This is a genomic window from Lysobacter oryzae DSM 21044, from assembly GCF_059568595.1.
In genome coordinates, this window is the sequence record NZ_JCANTQ010000011.1 from 322,521 (window position 1) to 341,003 (window position 18,483).

Annotated in this window: 18 protein-coding genes and 3 tRNA genes; 7 read left to right on the top strand and 14 right to left on the bottom strand. The window is 66.1% G+C overall.

Annotated features, from left to right (window positions below):
* Window positions 1-4: 4 nt before the first annotated feature.
* From moaA to BP05_RS09845, 3 genes are read right to left on the bottom strand one after another with little or no spacing between them, the layout of a single operon-like run.
* Complete coding sequence (moaA, locus tag BP05_RS09835) at window positions 5-1,006, bottom strand: GTP 3',8-cyclase MoaA (RefSeq protein ID WP_496362898.1); 1,002 nt, start codon at window positions 1,004-1,006, stop codon at window positions 5-7.
* 29 nt (window positions 1,007-1,035) lie between these two features.
* Window positions 1,036-1,791, bottom strand: a complete 756-nt coding sequence (locus BP05_RS09840; RefSeq protein WP_496362900.1) for an MBL fold metallo-hydrolase — start codon at window positions 1,789-1,791, stop codon at window positions 1,036-1,038.
* A complete protein-coding gene (locus tag BP05_RS09845) occupies window positions 1,791-2,540 on the bottom strand; it encodes a 3-deoxy-D-manno-octulosonic acid kinase (protein ID WP_496362902.1) in 750 nt (249 codons plus the stop codon). The genes BP05_RS09840 and BP05_RS09845 overlap by 1 nt, the downstream gene beginning before the upstream one ends.
* Window positions 2,541-2,561: 21 nt before the next feature.
* Between BP05_RS09845 and BP05_RS09850 the strand changes: the two genes are divergently transcribed.
* Window positions 2,562-3,614, top strand: coding sequence for a glycosyltransferase family 9 protein (locus tag BP05_RS09850; RefSeq protein WP_496362904.1), 1,053 nt, complete (start codon window positions 2,562-2,564; stop codon window positions 3,612-3,614).
* Between the two features lie 149 nt (window positions 3,615-3,763).
* Here the strand turns inward: BP05_RS09850 and BP05_RS09855 are convergent, their stop codons facing one another.
* On the bottom strand, window positions 3,764-4,186 hold the full coding sequence (locus BP05_RS09855; protein ID WP_496362906.1) for a DUF6165 family protein: 423 nt from the start codon (window positions 4,184-4,186) through the stop codon (window positions 3,764-3,766).
* Window positions 4,187-4,334: 148 nt separating this feature from the next.
* Between BP05_RS09855 and BP05_RS09860 the strand changes: the two genes are divergently transcribed.
* Window positions 4,335-4,425, top strand: a tRNA-Ser gene (locus tag BP05_RS09860).
* Between the two features lie 144 nt (window positions 4,426-4,569).
* Window positions 4,570-5,274, top strand: coding sequence for a PP2C family protein-serine/threonine phosphatase (locus BP05_RS09865; protein ID WP_496362908.1), 705 nt, complete (start codon window positions 4,570-4,572; stop codon window positions 5,272-5,274).
* Between the two features lie 23 nt (window positions 5,275-5,297).
* Here the strand turns inward: BP05_RS09865 and dnaQ are convergent, their stop codons facing one another.
* The 3 genes from dnaQ to BP05_RS09880 all read right to left on the bottom strand — a co-directional run bounded on the left by dnaQ (window position 5,298) and on the right by BP05_RS09880 (window position 7,342).
* On the bottom strand, window positions 5,298-6,059 hold the full coding sequence (dnaQ, locus tag BP05_RS09870; protein ID WP_496362910.1) for a DNA polymerase III subunit epsilon: 762 nt from the start codon (window positions 6,057-6,059) through the stop codon (window positions 5,298-5,300).
* 61 nt (window positions 6,060-6,120) lie between these two features.
* A complete protein-coding gene (gene rnhA / locus BP05_RS09875; RefSeq protein ID WP_496362912.1) occupies window positions 6,121-6,588 on the bottom strand; it encodes a ribonuclease HI in 468 nt (155 codons plus the stop codon).
* A 7-nt stretch (window positions 6,589-6,595) separates the two neighbouring features.
* Entirely contained in the window at window positions 6,596-7,342 is a 747-nt protein-coding gene (locus BP05_RS09880; RefSeq protein WP_496362914.1) for a methyltransferase domain-containing protein, read from the bottom strand.
* Window positions 7,343-7,388: 46 nt separating this feature from the next.
* On the opposite strand from BP05_RS09880, the gene gloB reads away from it, so the two are divergent.
* From gloB to BP05_RS09900, 4 genes are all read left to right on the top strand, one after another.
* Entirely contained in the window at window positions 7,389-8,159 is a 771-nt protein-coding gene (gloB, locus tag BP05_RS09885) for a hydroxyacylglutathione hydrolase (RefSeq protein WP_496362916.1), read from the top strand.
* Window positions 8,156-9,385 (top strand): lytic transglycosylase domain-containing protein, encoded by a 1,230-nt coding sequence (locus BP05_RS09890; protein ID WP_496362918.1) that lies wholly within the window; start codon window positions 8,156-8,158, stop codon window positions 9,383-9,385. Before gloB ends, BP05_RS09890 begins: the two co-directional genes overlap by 4 nt.
* 92 nt (window positions 9,386-9,477) lie before the next feature.
* Window positions 9,478-10,272, top strand: a complete 795-nt coding sequence (locus BP05_RS09895) for an enoyl-ACP reductase FabI (RefSeq protein ID WP_496362920.1) — start codon at window positions 9,478-9,480, stop codon at window positions 10,270-10,272.
* Between the two features lie 42 nt (window positions 10,273-10,314).
* Window positions 10,315-10,785: a PM0630 family protein gene (locus tag BP05_RS09900; RefSeq protein ID WP_496362922.1), complete on the top strand. Its 471-nt coding sequence runs from the start codon at window positions 10,315-10,317 to the stop codon at window positions 10,783-10,785.
* Between the two features lie 46 nt (window positions 10,786-10,831).
* On the opposite strand, the gene BP05_RS09905 is transcribed toward BP05_RS09900, so the two are convergent.
* From BP05_RS09905 to clpX, 7 genes are all read right to left on the bottom strand, one after another.
* Complete coding sequence (locus BP05_RS09905) at window positions 10,832-11,302, bottom strand: hypothetical protein (RefSeq protein WP_496362924.1); 471 nt, start codon at window positions 11,300-11,302, stop codon at window positions 10,832-10,834.
* Between the two features lie 166 nt (window positions 11,303-11,468).
* Complete coding sequence (locus BP05_RS09910; RefSeq protein ID WP_496362926.1) at window positions 11,469-13,445, bottom strand: SurA N-terminal domain-containing protein; 1,977 nt, start codon at window positions 13,443-13,445, stop codon at window positions 11,469-11,471.
* Window positions 13,446-13,570: 125 nt separating this feature from the next.
* Window positions 13,571-13,647: transfer RNA gene (locus BP05_RS09915), tRNA-Asp, on the bottom strand.
* 68 nt (window positions 13,648-13,715) lie between these two features.
* Window positions 13,716-13,790 (bottom strand) — tRNA-Val (locus BP05_RS09920).
* A gap of 146 nt (window positions 13,791-13,936) precedes the next feature.
* Window positions 13,937-14,209 carry an HU family DNA-binding protein gene (locus BP05_RS09925; protein WP_460713922.1) on the bottom strand — a complete coding sequence of 91 codons (273 nt, stop codon included), beginning with the start codon at window positions 14,207-14,209 and terminating at the stop codon, window positions 13,937-13,939.
* A 229-nt stretch (window positions 14,210-14,438) separates the two neighbouring features.
* Window positions 14,439-16,880, bottom strand: coding sequence for an endopeptidase La (gene lon / locus BP05_RS09930; RefSeq protein WP_496362928.1), 2,442 nt, complete (start codon window positions 16,878-16,880; stop codon window positions 14,439-14,441).
* A gap of 282 nt (window positions 16,881-17,162) precedes the next feature.
* The gene (gene clpX, locus BP05_RS09935) at window positions 17,163-18,446 is read right to left on the bottom strand and encodes an ATP-dependent Clp protease ATP-binding subunit ClpX (protein WP_496362930.1); all 1,284 of its coding nucleotides are present in this window, start codon (window positions 18,444-18,446) and stop codon (window positions 17,163-17,165) included.
* Window positions 18,447-18,483: the final 37 nt, after the last annotated feature.

Here is an 18,483-nt window from a genome sequence, read left to right on the forward strand (position 1 = left end):
AAGGTCAACCACCGACGAGGTACATCTCGACGTGCTTGCGCGCCGCGCCGGCGCTGCCGCGCAGCTCGCTGTACCGGTCGTCGCGCCGCGCCCAGCGCGCGGCCACGTGCCGCGCGACTGCCTCTTCCCCGGCCGCCACTGCCGGACGCAGATCGTCGCCCTCGGCCGCGAACAGGCAGGTGTAGAGGCGGCCATCGGCCGACACGCGCGCGCGGTGGCAATCGCCGCAGAACGGCTCGCTTACCGAACTGACGAAACCCACTTCGCCCCTGCCATCGGCGAAACCGTAGCGGGACGCCACTTCGCCGCGGTACTGCGCCTCCAGCCCGCGCAGCGGCCAACGCGCGTGGATGCGATCGCGCAGTTCCGCCGACGGCACGACCCGCTCGCGGCGCCAGCCGTTGCAGGTGCCCACATCCATGTATTCGATGAAGCGCATGACGTGGCCGCGTGCGCGTGCGAACTCCACCAGCGGCAGGACCTCGCCTTCGTTGATGCCGCGTTCCACGACGCAGTTGAGCTTGATCGGGGCGAACCCCGCCGCCGTGGCCGCATCTATCCCGGCCAGCACGTCCGCAATCCTGCCCCGTCCGCCCGAAAGCGAATGGAACAAGTCCGGGTCCAGCGCGTCCAGGCTGACGGTGATGCGGTGCAATCCCGCTTCGCGCAAGGAGGCCGCTTGCGCGGCGAGCAGCGACCCGTTGGTGGTCAGTGCGATGTCTGTGAGGCCCTCGATGCGGGCAAGGCGCGCGATGAGATCGGGAAGGCGCTTGCGCAGCAGGGGTTCGCCGCCGGTGATGCGCAGCTTGCTCACGCCATTGCGCGCGAACCCGCGCACCAGGGTATCGATCTCGTCGAACGTCAGGCGCGTTGCCGCGTCGAAGCCGTGGTCGTCCGGTACCCGATCCGCCGGCATGCAATACGGACAACGGAAATTGCAGGCCTCGATCACCGACAGGCGCAGGTCGCGCAACGGCCGTCCCAACGTGTCGCGGGGATCCGCCACGACGCGAGGATCCTGACTGCCCAATGCGTTCACGACTCTGCCCGCGCCGCGCTCGGTTCCGCCAGTTCGATCACTTCGCCCGCCTTCGCCACGCGATGGCCGCGTGCGGCGAGGATTTCCCCTTCCTCGCGGCTGGCGTAGTGGTACAGGACGCAACGTGCCAGCAACGCGGCCGGATATTCGCGCTCGAGTTCGTCGATACCGCTGTGCGAGGGATTGCCGTGCAGCGCGCAATCGTGGGCGACAAGTTCGCCGTCGGCGGCGAACTTCGCGAGTTGCTCCGGGATCGGGCGCGTGTCGCCGGTCCAGACCACGCTGCCCTGCAGGCGCAGACCGAAGGAAGTCTCGGGCCAATGGTGGCGCGTGGCGAAGACCTCCAGGCGCACGCCGTCGTGCCAGAAGGAAGCACCGACCGGGATGACCTGGAAGGCATCCCAGAAGTTGGCGCCGCCCTCGGCCAGCGGGTTGGGATAGTCGCCCACGCGCTGGTGCAGCAGCGGCACGAGGGCGGCCGGCACGTAGACGCGCACGCGGCCGCGACGCGCCTCGTCGAAGTAGCTCGATACGAACAGCCGTTCGAAACCCGCGACATGGTCGAGGTGGGTATGGGTGATGAACAGCGCGCGCGGGGCCTCGCCGTACTGGGCCAGGTAATGGCTGAGGCCTTCGTTGCCGCAGTCGACCGTGAGCCACGGCCTGCCGTCGCGCTCGATGGTGGCCATCGCCGAACCCAGCTGGACCGCCGACGCATTGCCGACGCCCTGCAACCGCAGACTCCAGACCATCAGGTGCCTCGTGCCCAGACGCGGTCGTAGGCCGCGCGCAACCGGGCGAAGTCCCGCTCCACGTCCTCGATGGGGCGATCCCCGCGCAGTTTCAACAGCGAGCGCTTGAGCCGGGACAGGTTGCCCTCGCGCCACCCGGTGGCAGGAATGCGCTGCTCGCCGCGGTCCAGGTCGATCACCCAGCCACGGCCGGTGGGATCGAACAGGAGGTTGTGGGCATTGAGGTCGGCATGGTCGAGGCCTGCGCGATGGACCCGGGCCACCAGCCGGCCCGCCTCCTCCCACGGCGCACCATCGCCTGCCACGGCGGCGCGATCGGCGAGCGTGCGTACGTCGTCGATGCGCTCGATGAGGATGGCGGCGCTGTAGAAATGGCCTTCGCGCCGGTAGAACGCCGCGATTGGCTTTGGCACCGGCACGCCCTTGGCCGCCATTTCGCGGGTCAGGCGGAATTCGGCGAAGCTGCGCGTGCGATTCGCGCCGCGCCACCAGTAGCGGTCGCGGCTGAAGTTCGCGGCCAACCCGCCGCGCAGGTAGCAACGCAACACGCAAGCCCCGAACGGAGCGTCCACGAACCACGCGCCGCCACGGCCGCCGCTGGCCACCGGCCGCGCATGCTCGCCCCAGAAGCTCGGCGAAAACCATTCGGCCTTGGCTTGTCGCACGCGCGTGTTGTCGAACAGAATCGCGCCGTAGCCGCGCTCGTCGCGGAACGGCGTCAATCCTTCGGCAGCGTCATAGCCGGTCATCCAGCGAGTCTAGCAAGACCCATGCCGCAAACACCCCTGTCGATCTGCCTGTTGCGCCTGTCCGCGCTCGGCGATGTGACCCATGTCGTGCCACTGGTGCGGACCCTGCAGGCGGCCTGGCCGCAGGTCGCGCTCACCTGGGTCATCGGCAAGGGCGAGCACCGATTGCTCGAAGGCCTGCCCGGCGTGGACTTCGTCGAATACGACAAGAAGAGCGGCTTCGCCGGCATGCGCGCACTGCGCATGCAGCTGCTCGAGCGCCGCAGCCGGTTCGACGCCCTGCTGCAGATGCAGGTGGCCGCACGCGCCAACCTGCTGTCGGCCTTCATTCCGGCGGCCCGGCGCATCGGCTACGACCGCTCGCGGGCCAAGGACCTGCACGGACTCTTCATCAACGAGCGCATCGCCGACCGCCCCGGCATCCACGTCCTGGATGCCATCGGCAGTTTCTGCGAACCACTCGGCCTCAAGCAGACCCAGGTCCGCTGGGACCTGCCGGTACCGGACGCGGCGCGCGAGTGGGCCGATGCGCAATGGATCGACGAGGGGCGGCCGACACTGCTCATCTCGCCCTGCTCCAGCCACGTCCTGCGCAACTGGCGTGCCGACCGGTACGCGGCCGTCGCGGACCACGTAGCAAGGCGCGGCTGGCGCGTGGTCCTGTGTGGAGGGCGCAGCCAGTTGGAACGCGAAACGGCCGATGCCATCCTCGCGGCCATGGCCCACCCGGCGCTCGACCTGGTCGGCAAGGACACGCTGAAGCAATTGCCGGCCCTGCTCGAGCGCGCCGACCTGGTGATGACGCCCGATTCCGGGCCGATGCATATCGCCAACGCCATGGGCGTCAAGGTGCTGGGGCTGCATGCGGCCAGCAACCCCGCGCGGAGCGGGCCGTATTCGGACCGCAGTTATTGCGTCGACCGCTACGACGCTGCGGCCCGCAAGTACCTGGGCAAGCCCGCTTCGGAGCTGAAGTGGGGCACCAAGATCGAACACGACGGCGTGATGGACCTGGTGACCGTGGACGACGCGATCGGCGCGTTCGAACGCTATGTCGCCGACCATTCAGAGTGAGGCCACTCAGGGCCGTCGGGCGCGACGCGCCGTTGGCGACAGCGACCATGCCTTGAGGCTGATGGACGCCCCCCGGCGGATCACCATGGTCCGCTGCACCGCAAGCACCTGCTGGCTACCTGCGGCTGGAAACGAACGACGGACCCGTCTTATCCGGCGTTCCCGGTGCTGCCCTCGCCGTTACCGTAGTCCTGGTAGGACTTCTCTTCGACATACGTCGAGCCCAGCGCGAGGTTGATGTCCTTCTTGATGCGCGCGCGCTCGTCGTTCTCGAAATAGACGGCGCGCGCGAGGCGGATGAACCCGGCATCGAACTCCTGCGCCTTTTCCTTGATGCGGATGTCGTCCTCGATCACCCACAGGCGCTCGTTGACGGCCTTGAGCGCCGCGCGCAGCTCGACGATGTCCCTGCCGGCGGCGGGATGCGCCATCCAGGTCTGCTCCAGTGCCGACAGCTCGTTGCGGACGTTGGCCAGCTTGGCCGGATCGGTCATGCGTTCGGACTTGATCTGCAGGATGGCGATCTTGTCGAGCAGTTCGCCAAAGGACACCGGAACCTGGATTTCGGACATGGGAAGGGCCGTGCTTGGGGCCGGGCGAGTCGCCGCGGCTTGGTGAGCGGCCGGACTTGGGGCCGGCCAACGAAGCGCACAGTGTAGCGGCCGCGGCCGGAAACTTGCTCCGGGTGGGTCCGCCACGTATCATTCGCGGCCCACTTCAGGAGAGGTGGCAGAGTGGTTGAATGTACCTGACTCGAAATCAGGCGTGCGTTTATAGCGCACCGAGGGTTCGAATCCCTCCCTCTCCGCCAGATTCAAGCCGACGCCCCTTGCAAGGGGCGTTTTGCTTTTTCAGGGCCAAGTGCCACGTCCGGGGCGCTTGCCTCACGGCCGCTCGGCCATGATTATCGCGTTAACCCATCCGAAACCCCCTCCCGCGCGCGGTACTCCTCCAGATGATCGAATTCGGACACCTGACGCACGTCGGACTGCGGCGGGAACTCAACGAGGACACGTATTACGGGGACAGCGAACTGGGCCTGTGGCTTGTCGCTGACGGGATGGGCGGGCATGAATACGGCGAAGTCGCCAGCGCCCTCGCCCGCGAGACCATCGTGCGCGAGATCCGCGACGGCACGCCACTGGCCACCGCGATCCGCATCGCCGACGAGGAAATCATCCGCATCTCCCGCCGCCGTAACGACGCGCTGCCGATGGGTACGACGGTCGTGGCCGCCAAGGTTGCCGGCAATCGCTTCGAAGTAGCCTGGGTCGGGGACAGTCGCGTGTACCTGTGGCGCGACAACCAACTGGTCCAGTTGTCCCAGGACCATAGTTACGTGCAGGAGCTGATCGCCAACGGCGCTATTACCCATGAGCAGGCGCGCAGCCATCCGCACCGCAACGTGGTGACGCAGGCGCTGGGTGTGACCGATCCACGCAACCTGAACGTGGAAACCATGACCGGCGAACTCCGGCCCGGCATGCAGTTGCTCCTTTGCAGCGACGGCCTGACCGAGGAAGTCGACGACCGCAGCATCGCCAGCGTGCTGTCGCATGACGACTGCAGCGCGCAGGAGTGCGTGGACGAACTGGTGGCCGCCGCCCTGGATGGCGGCGGTTCCGACAACGTCACCGTGGTGCTGGTGCGCAACCACTGACCCGGCAATGCCGGGCCCGCTGCTCAGGCGGGGACTGCTTCCAACGCCGGCGCGGCCACGGCCTCGGCTTCCACTTCCACCCACGCATCCCACAAGGCCTTGCCGGCTTTCTTCCGCAGTTGCGCCAGGCGCGCCTCATGCGCCTCGAGTTCGTCAGCAGCGACGGTCACGCGGGGTCGCGGCGCCTGCAGGTCGACCTCGAACATGACTGCCGCGGCCGCAGCGGCGGCTGCCGACTCGACGCCGGCTTCGAAGCCGATTTCGCTCTGCCCGGACGTCAGCCCGATGTAGACCTCGGCGAGCAGTTGGGCGTCGAGCAGCGCGCCGTGCAACTGGCGATGGGTGTTGTCGACGTCGAACCGCTTGCACAGCGCGTCCAGTGAATTGCGCTGGCCGGGAAAGCGCTGGCGTGCAAGCAGCAGCGTGTCCTCGATGGTGCACCGGTCGGAAATCCGGCCGTACTGCGGACCCAGCCGACTCAATTCATGGTCGAGGAAGCCGACGTCGAACGCGGCGTTGTGGATCACCAGTTCGGCGCCCTCGATGAAAGCGAGGAACTCTTCGGCGATCGCGGCGAACAAGGGCTTGTCGGCGAGGAAGTCGAGGGTCAGCCCGGTTACTTCCTGGGCGCCTGCCTCGAATTCGCGCTCCGGGTTGAGATAGCAGTGGAAGGTGCGCCCGGTCGGGCGGCGCTCCACGAGCTCGACGCACCCGATTTCCACCACGCGGTTGCCGCTGGCCCAGCTCAGGCCGGTGGTTTCGGTGTCGAGGATGATCTGGCGCATGCGGAATCCGTTAGGTGCGGGAAGAGCTTAAAGCCTTTGGGCCTGGAAGGCGCCGGCGTGTTCAGGACACCGGCACGACCTGCTTGAAGCGCACCGCCTCGTTGCGCGCCAGCGTGTCGACGCGTTCGTTGTCCGGATCGCCCGAGTGTCCCTTCACCCATCGCCACTCGATGCGATGGCGCCCCGTCGCGGCATGCAGGCGTTCCCACAGCTCGCGGTTCTTGACCGGGTCGCCACCGGCCGTCTTCCAGCCGCGGCGGATCCATCCCGGCATCCATTCGGTGATCCCCTGGCGCACGTACTGCGAATCGGTGAACAGGACGATGTCGCAGCCTTCGGTCAGTGCCTCGAGTCCGGAGATCGCGGCCATCAGTTCCATCCGGTTGTTGGTGGTGGCCGCTTCGCCACCGACCAGTTCGCGTTCGTGGCGGCCGTATCGCAGCAGTGCGGCCCAGCCGCCGGGTCCTGGGTTGCCGAGGCAGGCGCCGTCGGTGTGGACCTCGACTGCTTTTCGTTTTTCTTGAGTCATTCGCGGATTATCGCCTGTCGGGAGTCGCCGCCTGCCGTCGCAGTTGTTCGGATCGCAGCTCCTCGAAGCGCCAGGTCACGCGCGAATGCGCTGCGCCCTGCAGGCGGAAGCTGTGTTTGCGCGCCGGAGGTATCAGCGCATGCACGCGCTTGCTGACACTCAGGGCAATCCCCGCACGCAGCCAGTCGTTCATGCCGACGCCGATATCGCCTTGGTCCATGCGCCAGCGCGGGCCCAGCCATTGCAGGTTGACCGAATCCAGCGCGAATCCGGCCCTCCGCAGCGAGGCCTGCCACGCGCCAGTGACGTGGGCATGCAGGCCGGTGCGCCCCCAGCGCGCGCGATACGGGCTCCAGGAGTTCAGTGCGGCGAGCCACAAGGTGCCCCCCGGGACGAGGATGCGTTCGCACTCGCCCAGCAGTTCATCCCGATCCACGCCGTCGTCCAGGGCATGCTGCAGGAGCACGGCGCCGAAACTCTCGTTGGCCATGGGCAATGGCACCTCGCAGCGAACCGCGCCTCCGAAGCGCAGCTCGGCGCTAGCCGCCTCGCGGCGCAACAGCACGCCACGGCCGCCCGGGACGTCCGGCGGCGCCGCTCCCGGCACGCCAAGCCAGCACCACGGCAAGGCCGGGATGCCCGCGAGCACGCGGGAGATCGCCGCGGTTTCCACGGCAAGGAGTCCCTGGCCCGCGGTGCTCGCGAACCAGGACAAGGGCCCTTCGGATTGACGGCTGGCGGGCGGCGGGGACATGGTCGGATTGTGCGGGATCACCGCCCGGATGGTCCAAGGAGCCGACATGCACCTGCACGCCCTGCCCGCCTTTGCGGACAACTACATCTGGACGCTGGCCGACCAGGACCGGACGACGATGCTGGTCGTCGACCCGGGGGAGGCAGCCCCGGTGCTCGCTGCGGCGCGGGACAGCGGCCTGCGTCCTTCGGCGGTCCTGCTCACCCATCACCACCCGGACCACATCGGCGGGGTGGAGGAACTGCTCCGGACCTGGCCCGACCTGGCGGTGATCGGGCCGGAAGACGCCCGGATTCCCCGCTCTACCCGGACGGTGCGCGAAGGCGATTGTGTGGAAGTCGCAGGCTGGCGCTTCGAGGTCATCGAGATTCCCGGCCATACGCTCACCCATGTCGCCTTCCATGGCCACGGCCTGCTGTTCTGCGGAGACACCCTGTTCAGCCTCGGCTGCGGCCGCTTGTTCGAGGGAACCCCGGCGCAGATGTGGGCTTCGCTCACAAAACTGGCAACCCTGCCCCCGGAAACCCGGGTCTGCTGCGGACATGAGTACACGGTTAACAACAGCCGCTTTGCCTGCGTGGTAGAACCCGGCAACCTGGCGCTGCGGCGCCTTTCCGAGGAGGCCCGGACCATGCGCGAACGCGGACTGCCCACCGTGCCCACCACGCTGGCCGACGAACTGGCCGCCAACCCATTCCTGCGCGTCGACGCGCCCGAAGTTCGCCAGTCACTGCGCGGGCGCCTGGGCCGGGAGCCGGCGGACAGCGTTGAAGCCTTCGCCGAATTGCGCCGCTGGAAGGACGGGTTCGCGTCATGACCAATCGGCTCGTGGCACCCGTGCTGGCATTGCTGCTGGCCGCCCCTCTGTGCGCATCCGCAGCCGAAGCAGCTCCCGATGCCCTTCAGGCCCAAGGCGGCACGCGCAACGGACGGGAGATCTACCAGAGCTTCCGGGCCGGTTTGGCCGATCCCAATTGCAAGGCCGACGCCAGCGCCCGCTGGCAGGCCCACTTCGCCCACGCCCCCAGGCAGCTGGCGACGCGCAACGACGATGTGCTGCCGCTGTTCGGCTACGTCGTTGACGCGGTCCGCGCCGCCAACCTCCCCACCGAATTCGCACTCATTCCCTTCGTCGAGAGCGGCTACAAGCCAGGGGCGCGCAGTACCCAGGGGCCGGCGGGCCTCTGGCAGATGATCGCGATCACCGCCCGCAACCATAACGTGCCGATGCGGGCGGGGTATGACGGCCGCCTTTCCCCGGTGGACTCGACCGCCGCCGCCGTGCGTTACCTCAAGACCCTGTACGGGATGTTCGCGGGTGATTGGCGCCTCGCGGTGATGGCCTACAACGCCGGTGAATACCGGGTACTCGGGGCGCTCAAGCGCGCCGGGCAGACCGCTCGCAACGCCCGGCCGGAAACCCTGCCGGGACTGTCTCCGATCACCCACGCCTACGTGCGCAAGCTGCATGCGCTGTCGTGCCTGCTGGAGCAGGCCGACGATCGCGACGAGTGGCTCCAGGCACTGGACCGCCCCGTGCCTGCGCTGACGGCGATCGCACTTCCCGCCGATATCCCGGACATCGCCGCGTGGGCGCGACAGAGCGGCCAGGATGCCGATCGATTGCGGAGACTCAATCCGGCCTTTGCCGGAGGCCGTATCACCCGTGGCAACGGGAAGCCGGCGCGATTGCTTGCCGTTGCGATGGACACGACTCCAGCCGCCACGGGCGCCGTCGATATGGTGGCGCCGGAGCGCACCCCAGACGCCATGGCCGTCGCCGGCTCCCCGACAATGCCGGCCGCAGGCCCGCTCCCGGCGGAGGGCACGCCACAAACGCCGGCGACCACAGCCCGCCGGCATACCGTCGTTCGCGGTGACAACCCATCGAAGATCGCGGCACGGTACGGCGTACGCGTGGCGGATCTGCTCCAACGCAACGGCCTTCACAGCGGCAACGTGTTGCGACCGGGGACAGTCCTGCTCCTCGACGCGGAAATCGCCGCGGGCGATACCCCAGCGGCCAGCGCCGGCACTCCCTGACACGCGGCGCGCAGGCTGAGGCTCCCGCTCCACCTCCGCTACACTAGAGCCTTTGCTCAGCCGCCCCACGCGGCCACAGAAGAGGACGAGTCATGGGTTTCCTGCAAGGCAAGCGCGCTCTCATCACCGGCATCGCCAGCGAACGCTCCATCGCCAGCGGCATCGCCGAAGCCATGCATCGCGAAGGTGCACAGCTGGCTTTCACCTACCAGACCGACAAGCTCAAGTCCCGCGTCGAGAAGGCCGCCGAAGAATTCGGCAGCAACATCGTGATCCCGCTCGACGTAACCAGTGACGAGCAGATCGCCAACTGCTTCGCCGAACTGGGCAAGCAGTGGACGGACGGTTTCGACATCCTCGTCCACGCCATTGCCTATGCCCCCCGCGAAGCCATCGCCGGCCAATTCCTCGACGGGCTGACCCGCGAGAATTTCGCCGTCGCGCACGACATTTCCGCGTATTCGCTTGCCGCCATGGCCAAGGCCGCGCGTCCGCAGATGCAGGGCCGCAACGGCTCGATCGTCACCCTGAGCTACCTCGGCGCCGAACGCGCCCTGGCCGGCTACAACGTGATGGGCGTGGCCAAGGCAAGCCTGGAAGCAACCGTGCGTTACCTCGCCTACAACCTGGGCCCGGAAGGCACGCGCGTCAATGCGATCTCGGCTGGTCCGATCAAGACGCTGGCAGCCGCCGGTATCGCCGGCTTCCGCAAGATCCTCGGCCACGTCGAGGAGAACGCGCCGCTGCGCCGCACGGTCACCATCGAACAGGTGGGCAACGTCGCCGCATTCCTGTGCTCGGACCTGGCTTCCGGCGTCACCGGCGAAGTCACCTACGTCGACTCGGGCTACAACATCCTCGGGATGACCGGACTCGACGTCGAGTGATGGCGTGACAGGGGCGCGCGTCCTGCGCGCGCTTCCACCCGGATGAAGGCCAAACCCCTCACCGCCGCCGCCTTCCTCGTGGCGATGGCGTGCCTCGCGGTGGGGTCCTGCCGGAACAATGCGGCCCCGGTCGTCATCACCCAGGCGACGTTCGGCGTCTATCGCACGCAAGTGGCGGGACAGGTGGCACTGCAGTCCACCCGCCACGTTCCCCTGGCACCAGGCCAGCAATACGGGTGGTTGATCCGCCTGAAGACCAACCGCTCTCGAATCCGTTGGCGCGAAGACCTGCGCCTTCCCGCGCCACCGCGCACGTGGGGAACCGAACGCGTCGGCGCGCGTGCCGTTTCGGGCGACAACCGCGCCATCGTCACCGAGCGCGAGGTCGACGCCCGCAGCGGCTACATCTTCAACGCGTGGCAAGTGGAACCGGGTGACCCGGCAGGACGCTACACCATCATCGTTTCCATCGAAGATGGCCCATCGCGCCGGTTCGATTTCGACTTGAACTAAAGCAACGGCCGCAACCAGCCAAGACTGGTTGCGGCTCCGCATTGCCTCACGGAGGCAGCAGGGTGCCCTGGTCGGCGATCGACAGCCACTGGCTGCCGTTGTGCGTGTAGGTAACGCTCGTCAGTGCGTGCTGGCGAAAACCGATGCGCGGGATCTCGTAGACGGTGTCGTAGAGGATGGTGGCGGCGCGGCAGCCATCCACGACGCGATACAGCTCGGTCCAGGTCCATACCGCTTCCCGGTTGGCGAAATGCGAGGCCATGGTCTGTGCGATGGCATCGATGCCGATCCGCTTCGCACCGCTGGCGAACACGGTCACCGCGCGCTCGTCGTGGCTCGCAAGCCAGGTTTCCTTGTCGAAATCGCGGAAGGACTCCATGTCCACCCGCTGGGCCACCTCGAACTGCCGCGCACAGCCGGCCGCGTCCTCCGCCAGCGCAGGCAACGCCGCCGCCATCAGGGCTCCTGCCACGACCAGTTGCGGCAGGCGCATACCAACGAGCGATTTCGTCTTCATCTTCTCTCTCCTTTGGGGCAATTCCCGAGGCGACGATAGGTTCGCCGGCGGCACATTGAATGGGCCGCTTTCGCTCGAATCGATGAGCCAATCGGCAGATATGCAGGAGTTGCCAAAAGAAGAGGCCCGGCGTAGCCGGGCCTTCGTTTCATCTCGTGCGCGTCGGTCAGAGGTTCTGCTCGACCACCTTCACCTTCATGCCCTTGCGCAGCGAAGTCACCAGCGCCTCGAGCTCTTCTTCGGCAGCGACGTTCGCCAGCTGGTCGCGCATGCCGTCGCGCTGCGCCTGCGGCATCCCGGCAAGGTCGCCCGGCGTCACTTTGTCGACCGTGAACAGCACGGCATTGCCGCCCGGCAGGGAGCTCTTGCCAGGAGTGACCTTGCCCGCGGCGGGAACCGCAGCGGCAAAGATCGCCTCGGACACTGCGGGATCCGGCACGGGCATTCCGCGACGGAGGCCAGGCAGCACGTTCGGCGGCGGCAGGTTCTTCGAGGCGGCTATCTGGGCCAGCGTCTCGCCCGCGCGCAGGCGCGCCAGCAGTGCGTCTGCTTCCTTCTCCGCGGCCTTACGCGTGCGATCGGCATGTACCGCCGCCAGAACTTGGTCGCGCACTGCAGCAAGTGGCTGCGCCCGCTCCGGCGTATGCGCCGTCACCCGCAGCAGCACGCTGTGGTTGGGACCAATCTCGATCGGATCGCTGACGGTGCCGTCCTGGATGCGCGCCTCGTCGAAAGCCTGGCGCTTGACCGCCGGCGTGGCGAGGATGCCTTCATTGGCGTTGCGCGCCACCGGCCCCAGGGTCCGCACCGGCAGGTTCATCGCGGCCGCAGCCGGGGCCAGGGAAGACGGGTTCTTCAGGACCTGATCGACCAGTTTGCCGCTCAGGTCATTGAACGCACGCTCCCGTGCGGTCTCGCTCTCTTCACGCAACAGGCGTTCGCGGACCAGCGCGAAGTCCTGCTGCTGGGCGCTCTTCACCTCGCGCAACTGGATGACGTGCCAGCCGAAGCTCGTCTTCACCGGCGCGCTGATCTCGCCCGGCTTGAGGGCAAACATGACCTTGTCGAACTCGGGATCCATCACACCCTTGGCATTCCAGCCGAGATCGCCGCCAGCATCCTTCGAACCGGGGTCATCGCTGTTGGCGCGGGCCAGTGCGGCGAAGTCCGCGCCGGGTGCCTTTGCCTGGGCGTAGATCTGCTTGGCCTTCGCCTCAGCAGCCTTCTGCGCAGCCGGGTCGGCATTGGGGGCAACCTGGACCAGGATGTGCGATGCCAGGCGCTGCTCCTGCTCCACGAATTGCTTCTTCTCCTGTTCGTAACGCGCAAGCAGTGCCGCTTCGTCAGGCGCGGGCACCTGGAGGTCCGCAGCATTCAACTCGACGTACTCGATCGACACCGTCTCGGGCGCCCGATAAGCCGCCGCGTGCGCGTCGTACCAGCTCTTCGCCTCCGCGTCGCTGACCGGCGCGGTATCCGCGGCGGGAGGCGGCAGCACCAGCAGGCTCGCATCACGGGTCTCATACATGAGCTTGAGCAGGCGATCGGTTTCCGCTGCCGTGTAGAAGCTGCTGTCGCCCACGGCGGCGTTGATAAGCGATCCCTCGAGGCCTTCGCGCACCAGTGCTTCGAACTGCTTCTCGGTCTGCGGCGGGATCTGCGACGCAAGCGCCAGGCGGTAGCGCTGGTAATCGAACTTGCCGTCGGCCTGGAACGCCGGAATCCCCATGATCTCCTTCTTCACCATCGCATCGCTGACGCTCACGCCTGCGGCGTGGGCGGCGAGCTTCTGCACGCGCTGGTTCACGAGTTGATCGAGGATGCGCAACTTGTTCTCCGCGCTCTCGAACGCCTTCGCATCGAACGCTTCGCCCTGCTGCGCGCGTTGTTGCTGGCGGGCACGCTCGAACGCATTGCGGAACTGGTCGCGGGTCACTTCCTCGTGCTCCCACAGGGCCGACACGGGCCACCAGGAGGGAGCGGTCGGCCACCAGGCCGGCGGCGCATCGATGCGCGCGGCATAGTCCTCTGTGCGCTGGACCTCGTACTGGCTGATCCCGAAGGGCACCAGGAGCAACGCAAGGAAGCCAAGGATCACGGTGGCGATCCAGCCCGAAGTCTTTTCGCGAATGGCTTGCAACATGGGAGACGGGTTCTGTGACGTAGCCGCGCAGTGTAGGGCCGGTCTCGACCCGCCGTCGAGCGCTGGTACCGGTACGCTGGCCCGGAAAAAGGAAACGCCCGCATCGCTGCGGGCGTTTCGAAAGATGGCGGAGTGGACGGGACTCGAACCCGCGACCTCCGGCGTGACAGGCCAGCATTCTAACCGACTGAACTACCACTCCGCGCTGAGCCAAAAATAATACAGGCCGGAATCATTCCGCGCAACACCCGACCCGCACTTTTTTCTGCCTGGTGGGTGCTGAGGGTTTCGAACCCCCGACCCTCTCCGTGTAAAGGAGACGCTCTACCGCTGAGCTAAGCACCCGAGGGCGCGAATGATAGCGCAGCCGTGGCGATCCGTCCCCGCGCCTCGCGCGCTCAACCGCACCGTGGCTCCTGCTGCCGCCGTCGCCCAAAAGCAAAAAGCCCGGCGAGAGCCGGGCTTTTCTTGACAAGCATCGAACCGAACGATCAGTTCACCGCATCCTTGAGCGCCTTGCCGGCCTTGAACGACGGATTCTTCGATTTCTTGATCTTGATCGTTTCACCGGTCTTCGGGTTGCGGCCCTCACGCGCGGCGCGCTCGCGCACCTGGAAGGTACCGAAGCCCACGAGGGTGACCGCATCGCCCTTCTTCAACGCCTTGGTGATGACGCTGATAGCGGCATCGACGGCCTTGGCGGCGTCGGCCTTGGAAAGTTCGGCAGCGTCAGCGACGGCGCTAACAAATTCGCCCTTGTTCATTCGTATGGACTCCATGTGCGGCAGAACGCCGCGGGTATGCAGATAACCGGACAGCCCCAAGCTTGCAGGCAACTCTCCGATCGAGTGGACCGCATGGTGCGCTGGACAGCGGCAACGCGGCTGGCGTCGTTATACCAGCGCGATTACGCAACCCGCAACCCTGAAAGCCAGCAATGACGCGGCTTCCAGGGACCTATGTGGAAGCCTGAGGCGCCTCGCCCGCAAGGCCTCAGTGCTTGACGTCGACCTGCGAAGCGCTGGATTGCACGCCGTCCGGCACCGGCAGTTCGCCGGGAGGAATAGCCGGCGTTGGCGTGACGGGTCGTTCCAGCGCGACGTCGAGCACCTCGTCGATCCATTTCGCCGTGACGATCTTCATGCCTTGGGTTACCGCCTTGGGCAGGTCGGCCAGATCCTTCTTGTTCTCGTCCGGAATGACTACCGTCCGGATGCCGCCTCGCAGCGCCGCCAGAAGTTTTTCCTTCAGGCCACCGATGGCGAGTACTTTGCCCCGCAGCGTTATCTCGCCCGTCATGGCGACATCGGCCTTGACCGGATTCTTGGTCAGCATCGACACCAGCGCGGTCGCCATCGCAATGCCGGCGCTGGGTCCATCCTTCGGCGTCGCGCCTTCCGGTACGTGCACGTGGATGTCGTGCTTCTGCAGGAAGTCCAGATCAATTCCTAGACGGTCCGTCCGCGCCCGCACTACCGACAGCGCCGCGGAAGCGGATTCCTTCATCACATCGCCGAGCTGACCGGTCAGCAGCAACTGGCCCTTGCCCGGAACCAGCGTGGCTTCGACCTGCAACAGGTCGCCGCCGACCTCGGTCCACGCCAGGCCCGTGACCAGGCCGATCTCGCTCTGCTCTTCTGCGCGGCCGAAGTCATAGCGGCGCACGCCCAGGTACTTGTCGAGGTTCTTCGAAGTGACGCTGACAGGCTTGGGCTTGCCGCCCTTCTTCGCCTTCGCCGGGCCAGCCAACGCGATTTCCTTGACCACCTTGCGGCAGATCTTGGACAACTCGCGTTCCAGGTTGCGCACGCCGGACTCGCGCGTGTAGTAGCGCACGACATCCTGCACCACGTCTTCCGAAACCTTGATCTCGTCCGGCTTGAGTCCGTTTGCCTTGATCTGCTTGGGCAACAGGTAGCGCATGGCGATGTTGAGCTTTTCCTCCTCCGTGTAACCCGGGATCCGGATCACTTCCATGCGGTCGAGCAACGGCCCGGGAATGTTCAAGGAGTTCGAGGTCGCCACGAACATCACTTCGGACAGGTCGAGATCGACCTCCAGGTAGTGATCGTTGAAGGCGGTGTTCTGCTCGGGATCAAGCACTTCCAGCAATGCCGAGGACGGATCGCCGCGGAAGTCCATCGACATCTTGTCGATCTCGTCGAGCACGAACAGCGGATTCTTGCTGCCGACCTTGTTGAGGTTCTGGACGATGCGGCCCGGCATCGAACCGACATACGTCCGGCGATGGCCGCGAATCTCCGCCTCGTCGCGCACGCCGCCCAGGGACATGCGCACGAACTTACGATTGGTCGCCTTGGCGATCGACTGGCCCAACGAGGTCTTGCCCACGCCGGGCGGGCCGACCAGGCACAGGATCGCGCCCTTCATCTTTGCCACGCGCGACTGCACGGCGAGGTATTCGAGGATGCGGTCCTTGACCTTCTCCAAGCCGAAGTGGTCGGCATCGAGCACGTCCTGCGCCGCCTTGAGATCCTTGCGGATCTTTGTGCGCTTCTTCCACGGCACGCCGAGCAGCCACTCAAGGTAATTGCGCACCACCGCTGCCTCGGCGGACATCGGCGACATCTGCTTGAGCTTGTTGAGCTCGTTGCGAGCCTTGGTCTCGACCGGCTTGGGCATGCCAGCTTCGGCGATCTTGCGGGCCAATTCGTCGATGTCATTGGGCGCCTCGTCGATCTCACCGAGTTCCTTCTGGATCGCCTTCATCTGCTCGTTGAGGTAGTACTCGCGCTGGCTCTTCTCCATCTGCGACTTGACGCGGCCGCGGATGCGCTTTTCCAGCTGCTGCACGTCGATCTCGCCATCGACGAGGCCGACCAGTTGTTCCAGGCGCGCCCCGACGGCATGCGTTTCGAGCAGCTTCTGCTTGTCGCCCAGACGCACGCCGAGGTGCGCCGCGATGGTGTCGGCCAGGCGGCCGGCCTCATCGATGCCTGCGAGGGTTTGCATCAACTCCGGCGGCAGCTTGCGGTTGGTCTTCACGTACTGTTCGAACAAACCCATCAGCGACCTGGTGATTGCGTCGAGTTCGCGCTCATCGCGATCGAGGATCGGGTCCACGACCTGCGCCCGCCCGGCCAGCGCGCCATTGCTCTCGCCGACCTGGTCGACCATGACACGAGACACGCCTTCCACGAGCACCTTGATGGTGCCATCGGGCAGCTTCAGCAACTGCAATACGTGGGCAAGGGTGCCGGTCTCGTACAGGTCCTTGCCAGTTGGATCGTCGGTCTCGGCCGAACGCTGGGCAACGAGCAGGATGCGCTTATCGGATTCCATGGCCAGGTCGAGCGCACGGATGGACTTGTCGCGGCCGACGAAGAGGGGAATCACCATGTGCGGGAACACGACGACATCCCGCAGCGGCAGCACTGGCAGGTTCATCGTTTCGCGGTCGGAAGAGACGGTCATGGCAACTCCAGGCAATCAGGCGGATACGTAGAACGGCCGCGATTCAGGGAAAGGCGCCGCACTTCGGACGGTTATGGGGCTGTCCGCCATAGGATGCAAGCGACCGCGTTCACCGATTGTCTTTTTGCCTGGAAAGTCGCCGGGAATCAGTAAGTTGCCGACGAGCGGGCCGCAGATCAAATGGCGGCGGCGGGGTCTGGCCTGGCGTTGAAGGGCCGGGCGACGCTCCCGTTCCGGGGATGACCCCAAAAACAACAAGGGCGGCTTGCGCCGCCCTCGTGTTCATTCCGCCGAAGCGAGCTTTGGAGCCGCCGGCGGCGTCTGGTAGATGAGGTACGGGTCGGACTTGTGTTCGACGACCGACTCGTCCACCACAACCTTGCTGACGTTCTCCAGGGAAGGCAGGTCATACATCGTGTCCAGCAGGACACTCTCGACGATCGTGCGCAGGCCGCGGGCGCCGGTCTTGCGCTTGAGCGCCTTCTTGGCGATTGCCGTGAGCGCATCGGGACGGAACTCGAGCTCGACGCCTTCCATGTCGAACAGCTTCTTGAACTGCTTGGTGATCGCGTTCTTGGGCTCGGTGAGAATGGTCACCAGAGCCGACTCATCGAGTTCCTCGAGCGTAGCGACCACCGGCAGGCGGCCGACGAATTCCGGGATCAGGCCGAACTTGATCAGATCCTCGGGCTCGACGTCGGCTAGGACCTTGCTGGTGTCGGTCTTGCGCGTGGTGCTCTTCACCTTGGCGCCGAAACCGATGCCACCGGCTTCTGTGGAACGCTGCTGGATGATCTTGTCCAGGCCGGCGAAGGCACCGCCTACGATGAAGAGGATGTTGCGCGTATCGACCTGCAGGAATTCCTGCTGCGGATGCTTGCGCCCGCCCTGCGGCGGCACGCTGGCGATCGTGCCTTCGATCAGCTTCAGCAGCGCCTGCTGCACGCCCTCGCCCGACACGTCACGGGTGATCGACGGGTTGTCGCTCTTGCGGGAGATCTTGTCGATCTCGTCGATATAGACGATGCCCTGCTGCGCCTTCTCGACATCGTAGTCGCACTTCTGCAGCAGCTTCTGGATGATGTTTTCCACGTCCTCGCCGACGTAGCCGGCTTCGGTCAGCGTGGTGGCGTCGGCCATCGTGAACGGCACGTTGAGAAGGCGCGCCAGCGTCTCGGCCAGCAGCGTCTTGCCCGAACCTGTCGGGCCGACCAGAAGGATGTTTGACTTCGCAAGTTCGACGTCGTCGTTCTTCTGCCGGCTCTCGATGCGCTTGTAGTGGTTGTACACGGCCACCGCGAGCGTCTTCTTCGCGCGCTGCTGGCCGATCACGTACTGGTCGAGGACGTCCAGGATCTCGCGCGGCTTGGGCAGGTGGCTGCGCGCCGACTGCGCCTTCTCCTCGAGTTCCTCGCGGATGATGTCGTTGCACAGCTCTACGCACTCGTCGCAGATGAAGACACTGGGGCCTGCGATCAGCTTGCGTACTTCGTGCTGGCTTTTGCCGCAGAAGGAGCAATAAAGAATCTTGTTGCTGTCTCCGCGGCCTTGTCGTTCGTCGCTCATGCCCCTGCCTTGCGTGCTACTGGCTGCCGATTGACCG

Bases quoted from the DNA above. Each gene is read 5' to 3' on its own strand.
- BP05_RS09840 (WP_496362900.1), bottom strand. From the start codon at position 1,791: ATGGTCTGGAGTCTGCGGTTGCAGGGCGTCGGCAATGCGTCGGCGGTC.
- BP05_RS09845 (WP_496362902.1), bottom strand. From the start codon at position 2,540: ATGACCGGCTATGACGCTGCCGAAGGATTGACGCCGTTCCGCGACGAG.
- BP05_RS09850 (WP_496362904.1), top strand. From the start codon at position 2,562: ATGCCGCAAACACCCCTGTCGATCTGCCTGTTGCGCCTGTCCGCGCTC.
- BP05_RS09855 (WP_496362906.1), bottom strand. From the start codon at position 4,186: ATGTCCGAAATCCAGGTTCCGGTGTCCTTTGGCGAACTGCTCGACAAG.
- BP05_RS09865 (WP_496362908.1), top strand. From the start codon at position 4,570: ATGATCGAATTCGGACACCTGACGCACGTCGGACTGCGGCGGGAACTC.
- dnaQ (WP_496362910.1), bottom strand. From the start codon at position 6,059: ATGCGCCAGATCATCCTCGACACCGAAACCACCGGCCTGAGCTGGGCC.
- rnhA (WP_496362912.1), bottom strand. From the start codon at position 6,588: ATGACTCAAGAAAAACGAAAAGCAGTCGAGGTCCACACCGACGGCGCC.
- BP05_RS09880 (WP_496362914.1), bottom strand. From the start codon at position 7,342: ATGTCCCCGCCGCCCGCCAGCCGTCAATCCGAAGGGCCCTTGTCCTGG.
- gloB (WP_496362916.1), top strand. From the start codon at position 7,389: ATGCACCTGCACGCCCTGCCCGCCTTTGCGGACAACTACATCTGGACG.
- BP05_RS09890 (WP_496362918.1), top strand. From the start codon at position 8,156: ATGACCAATCGGCTCGTGGCACCCGTGCTGGCATTGCTGCTGGCCGCC.
- BP05_RS09895 (WP_496362920.1), top strand. From the start codon at position 9,478: ATGGGTTTCCTGCAAGGCAAGCGCGCTCTCATCACCGGCATCGCCAGC.
- BP05_RS09900 (WP_496362922.1), top strand. From the start codon at position 10,315: ATGAAGGCCAAACCCCTCACCGCCGCCGCCTTCCTCGTGGCGATGGCG.
- BP05_RS09905 (WP_496362924.1), bottom strand. From the start codon at position 11,302: ATGAAGACGAAATCGCTCGTTGGTATGCGCCTGCCGCAACTGGTCGTG.
- BP05_RS09910 (WP_496362926.1), bottom strand. From the start codon at position 13,445: ATGTTGCAAGCCATTCGCGAAAAGACTTCGGGCTGGATCGCCACCGTG.
- BP05_RS09925 (WP_460713922.1), bottom strand. From the start codon at position 14,209: ATGAACAAGGGCGAATTTGTTAGCGCCGTCGCTGACGCTGCCGAACTT.
- lon (WP_496362928.1), bottom strand. From the start codon at position 16,880: ATGACCGTCTCTTCCGACCGCGAAACGATGAACCTGCCAGTGCTGCCG.
- clpX (WP_496362930.1), bottom strand. From the start codon at position 18,446: ATGAGCGACGAACGACAAGGCCGCGGAGACAGCAACAAGATTCTTTAT.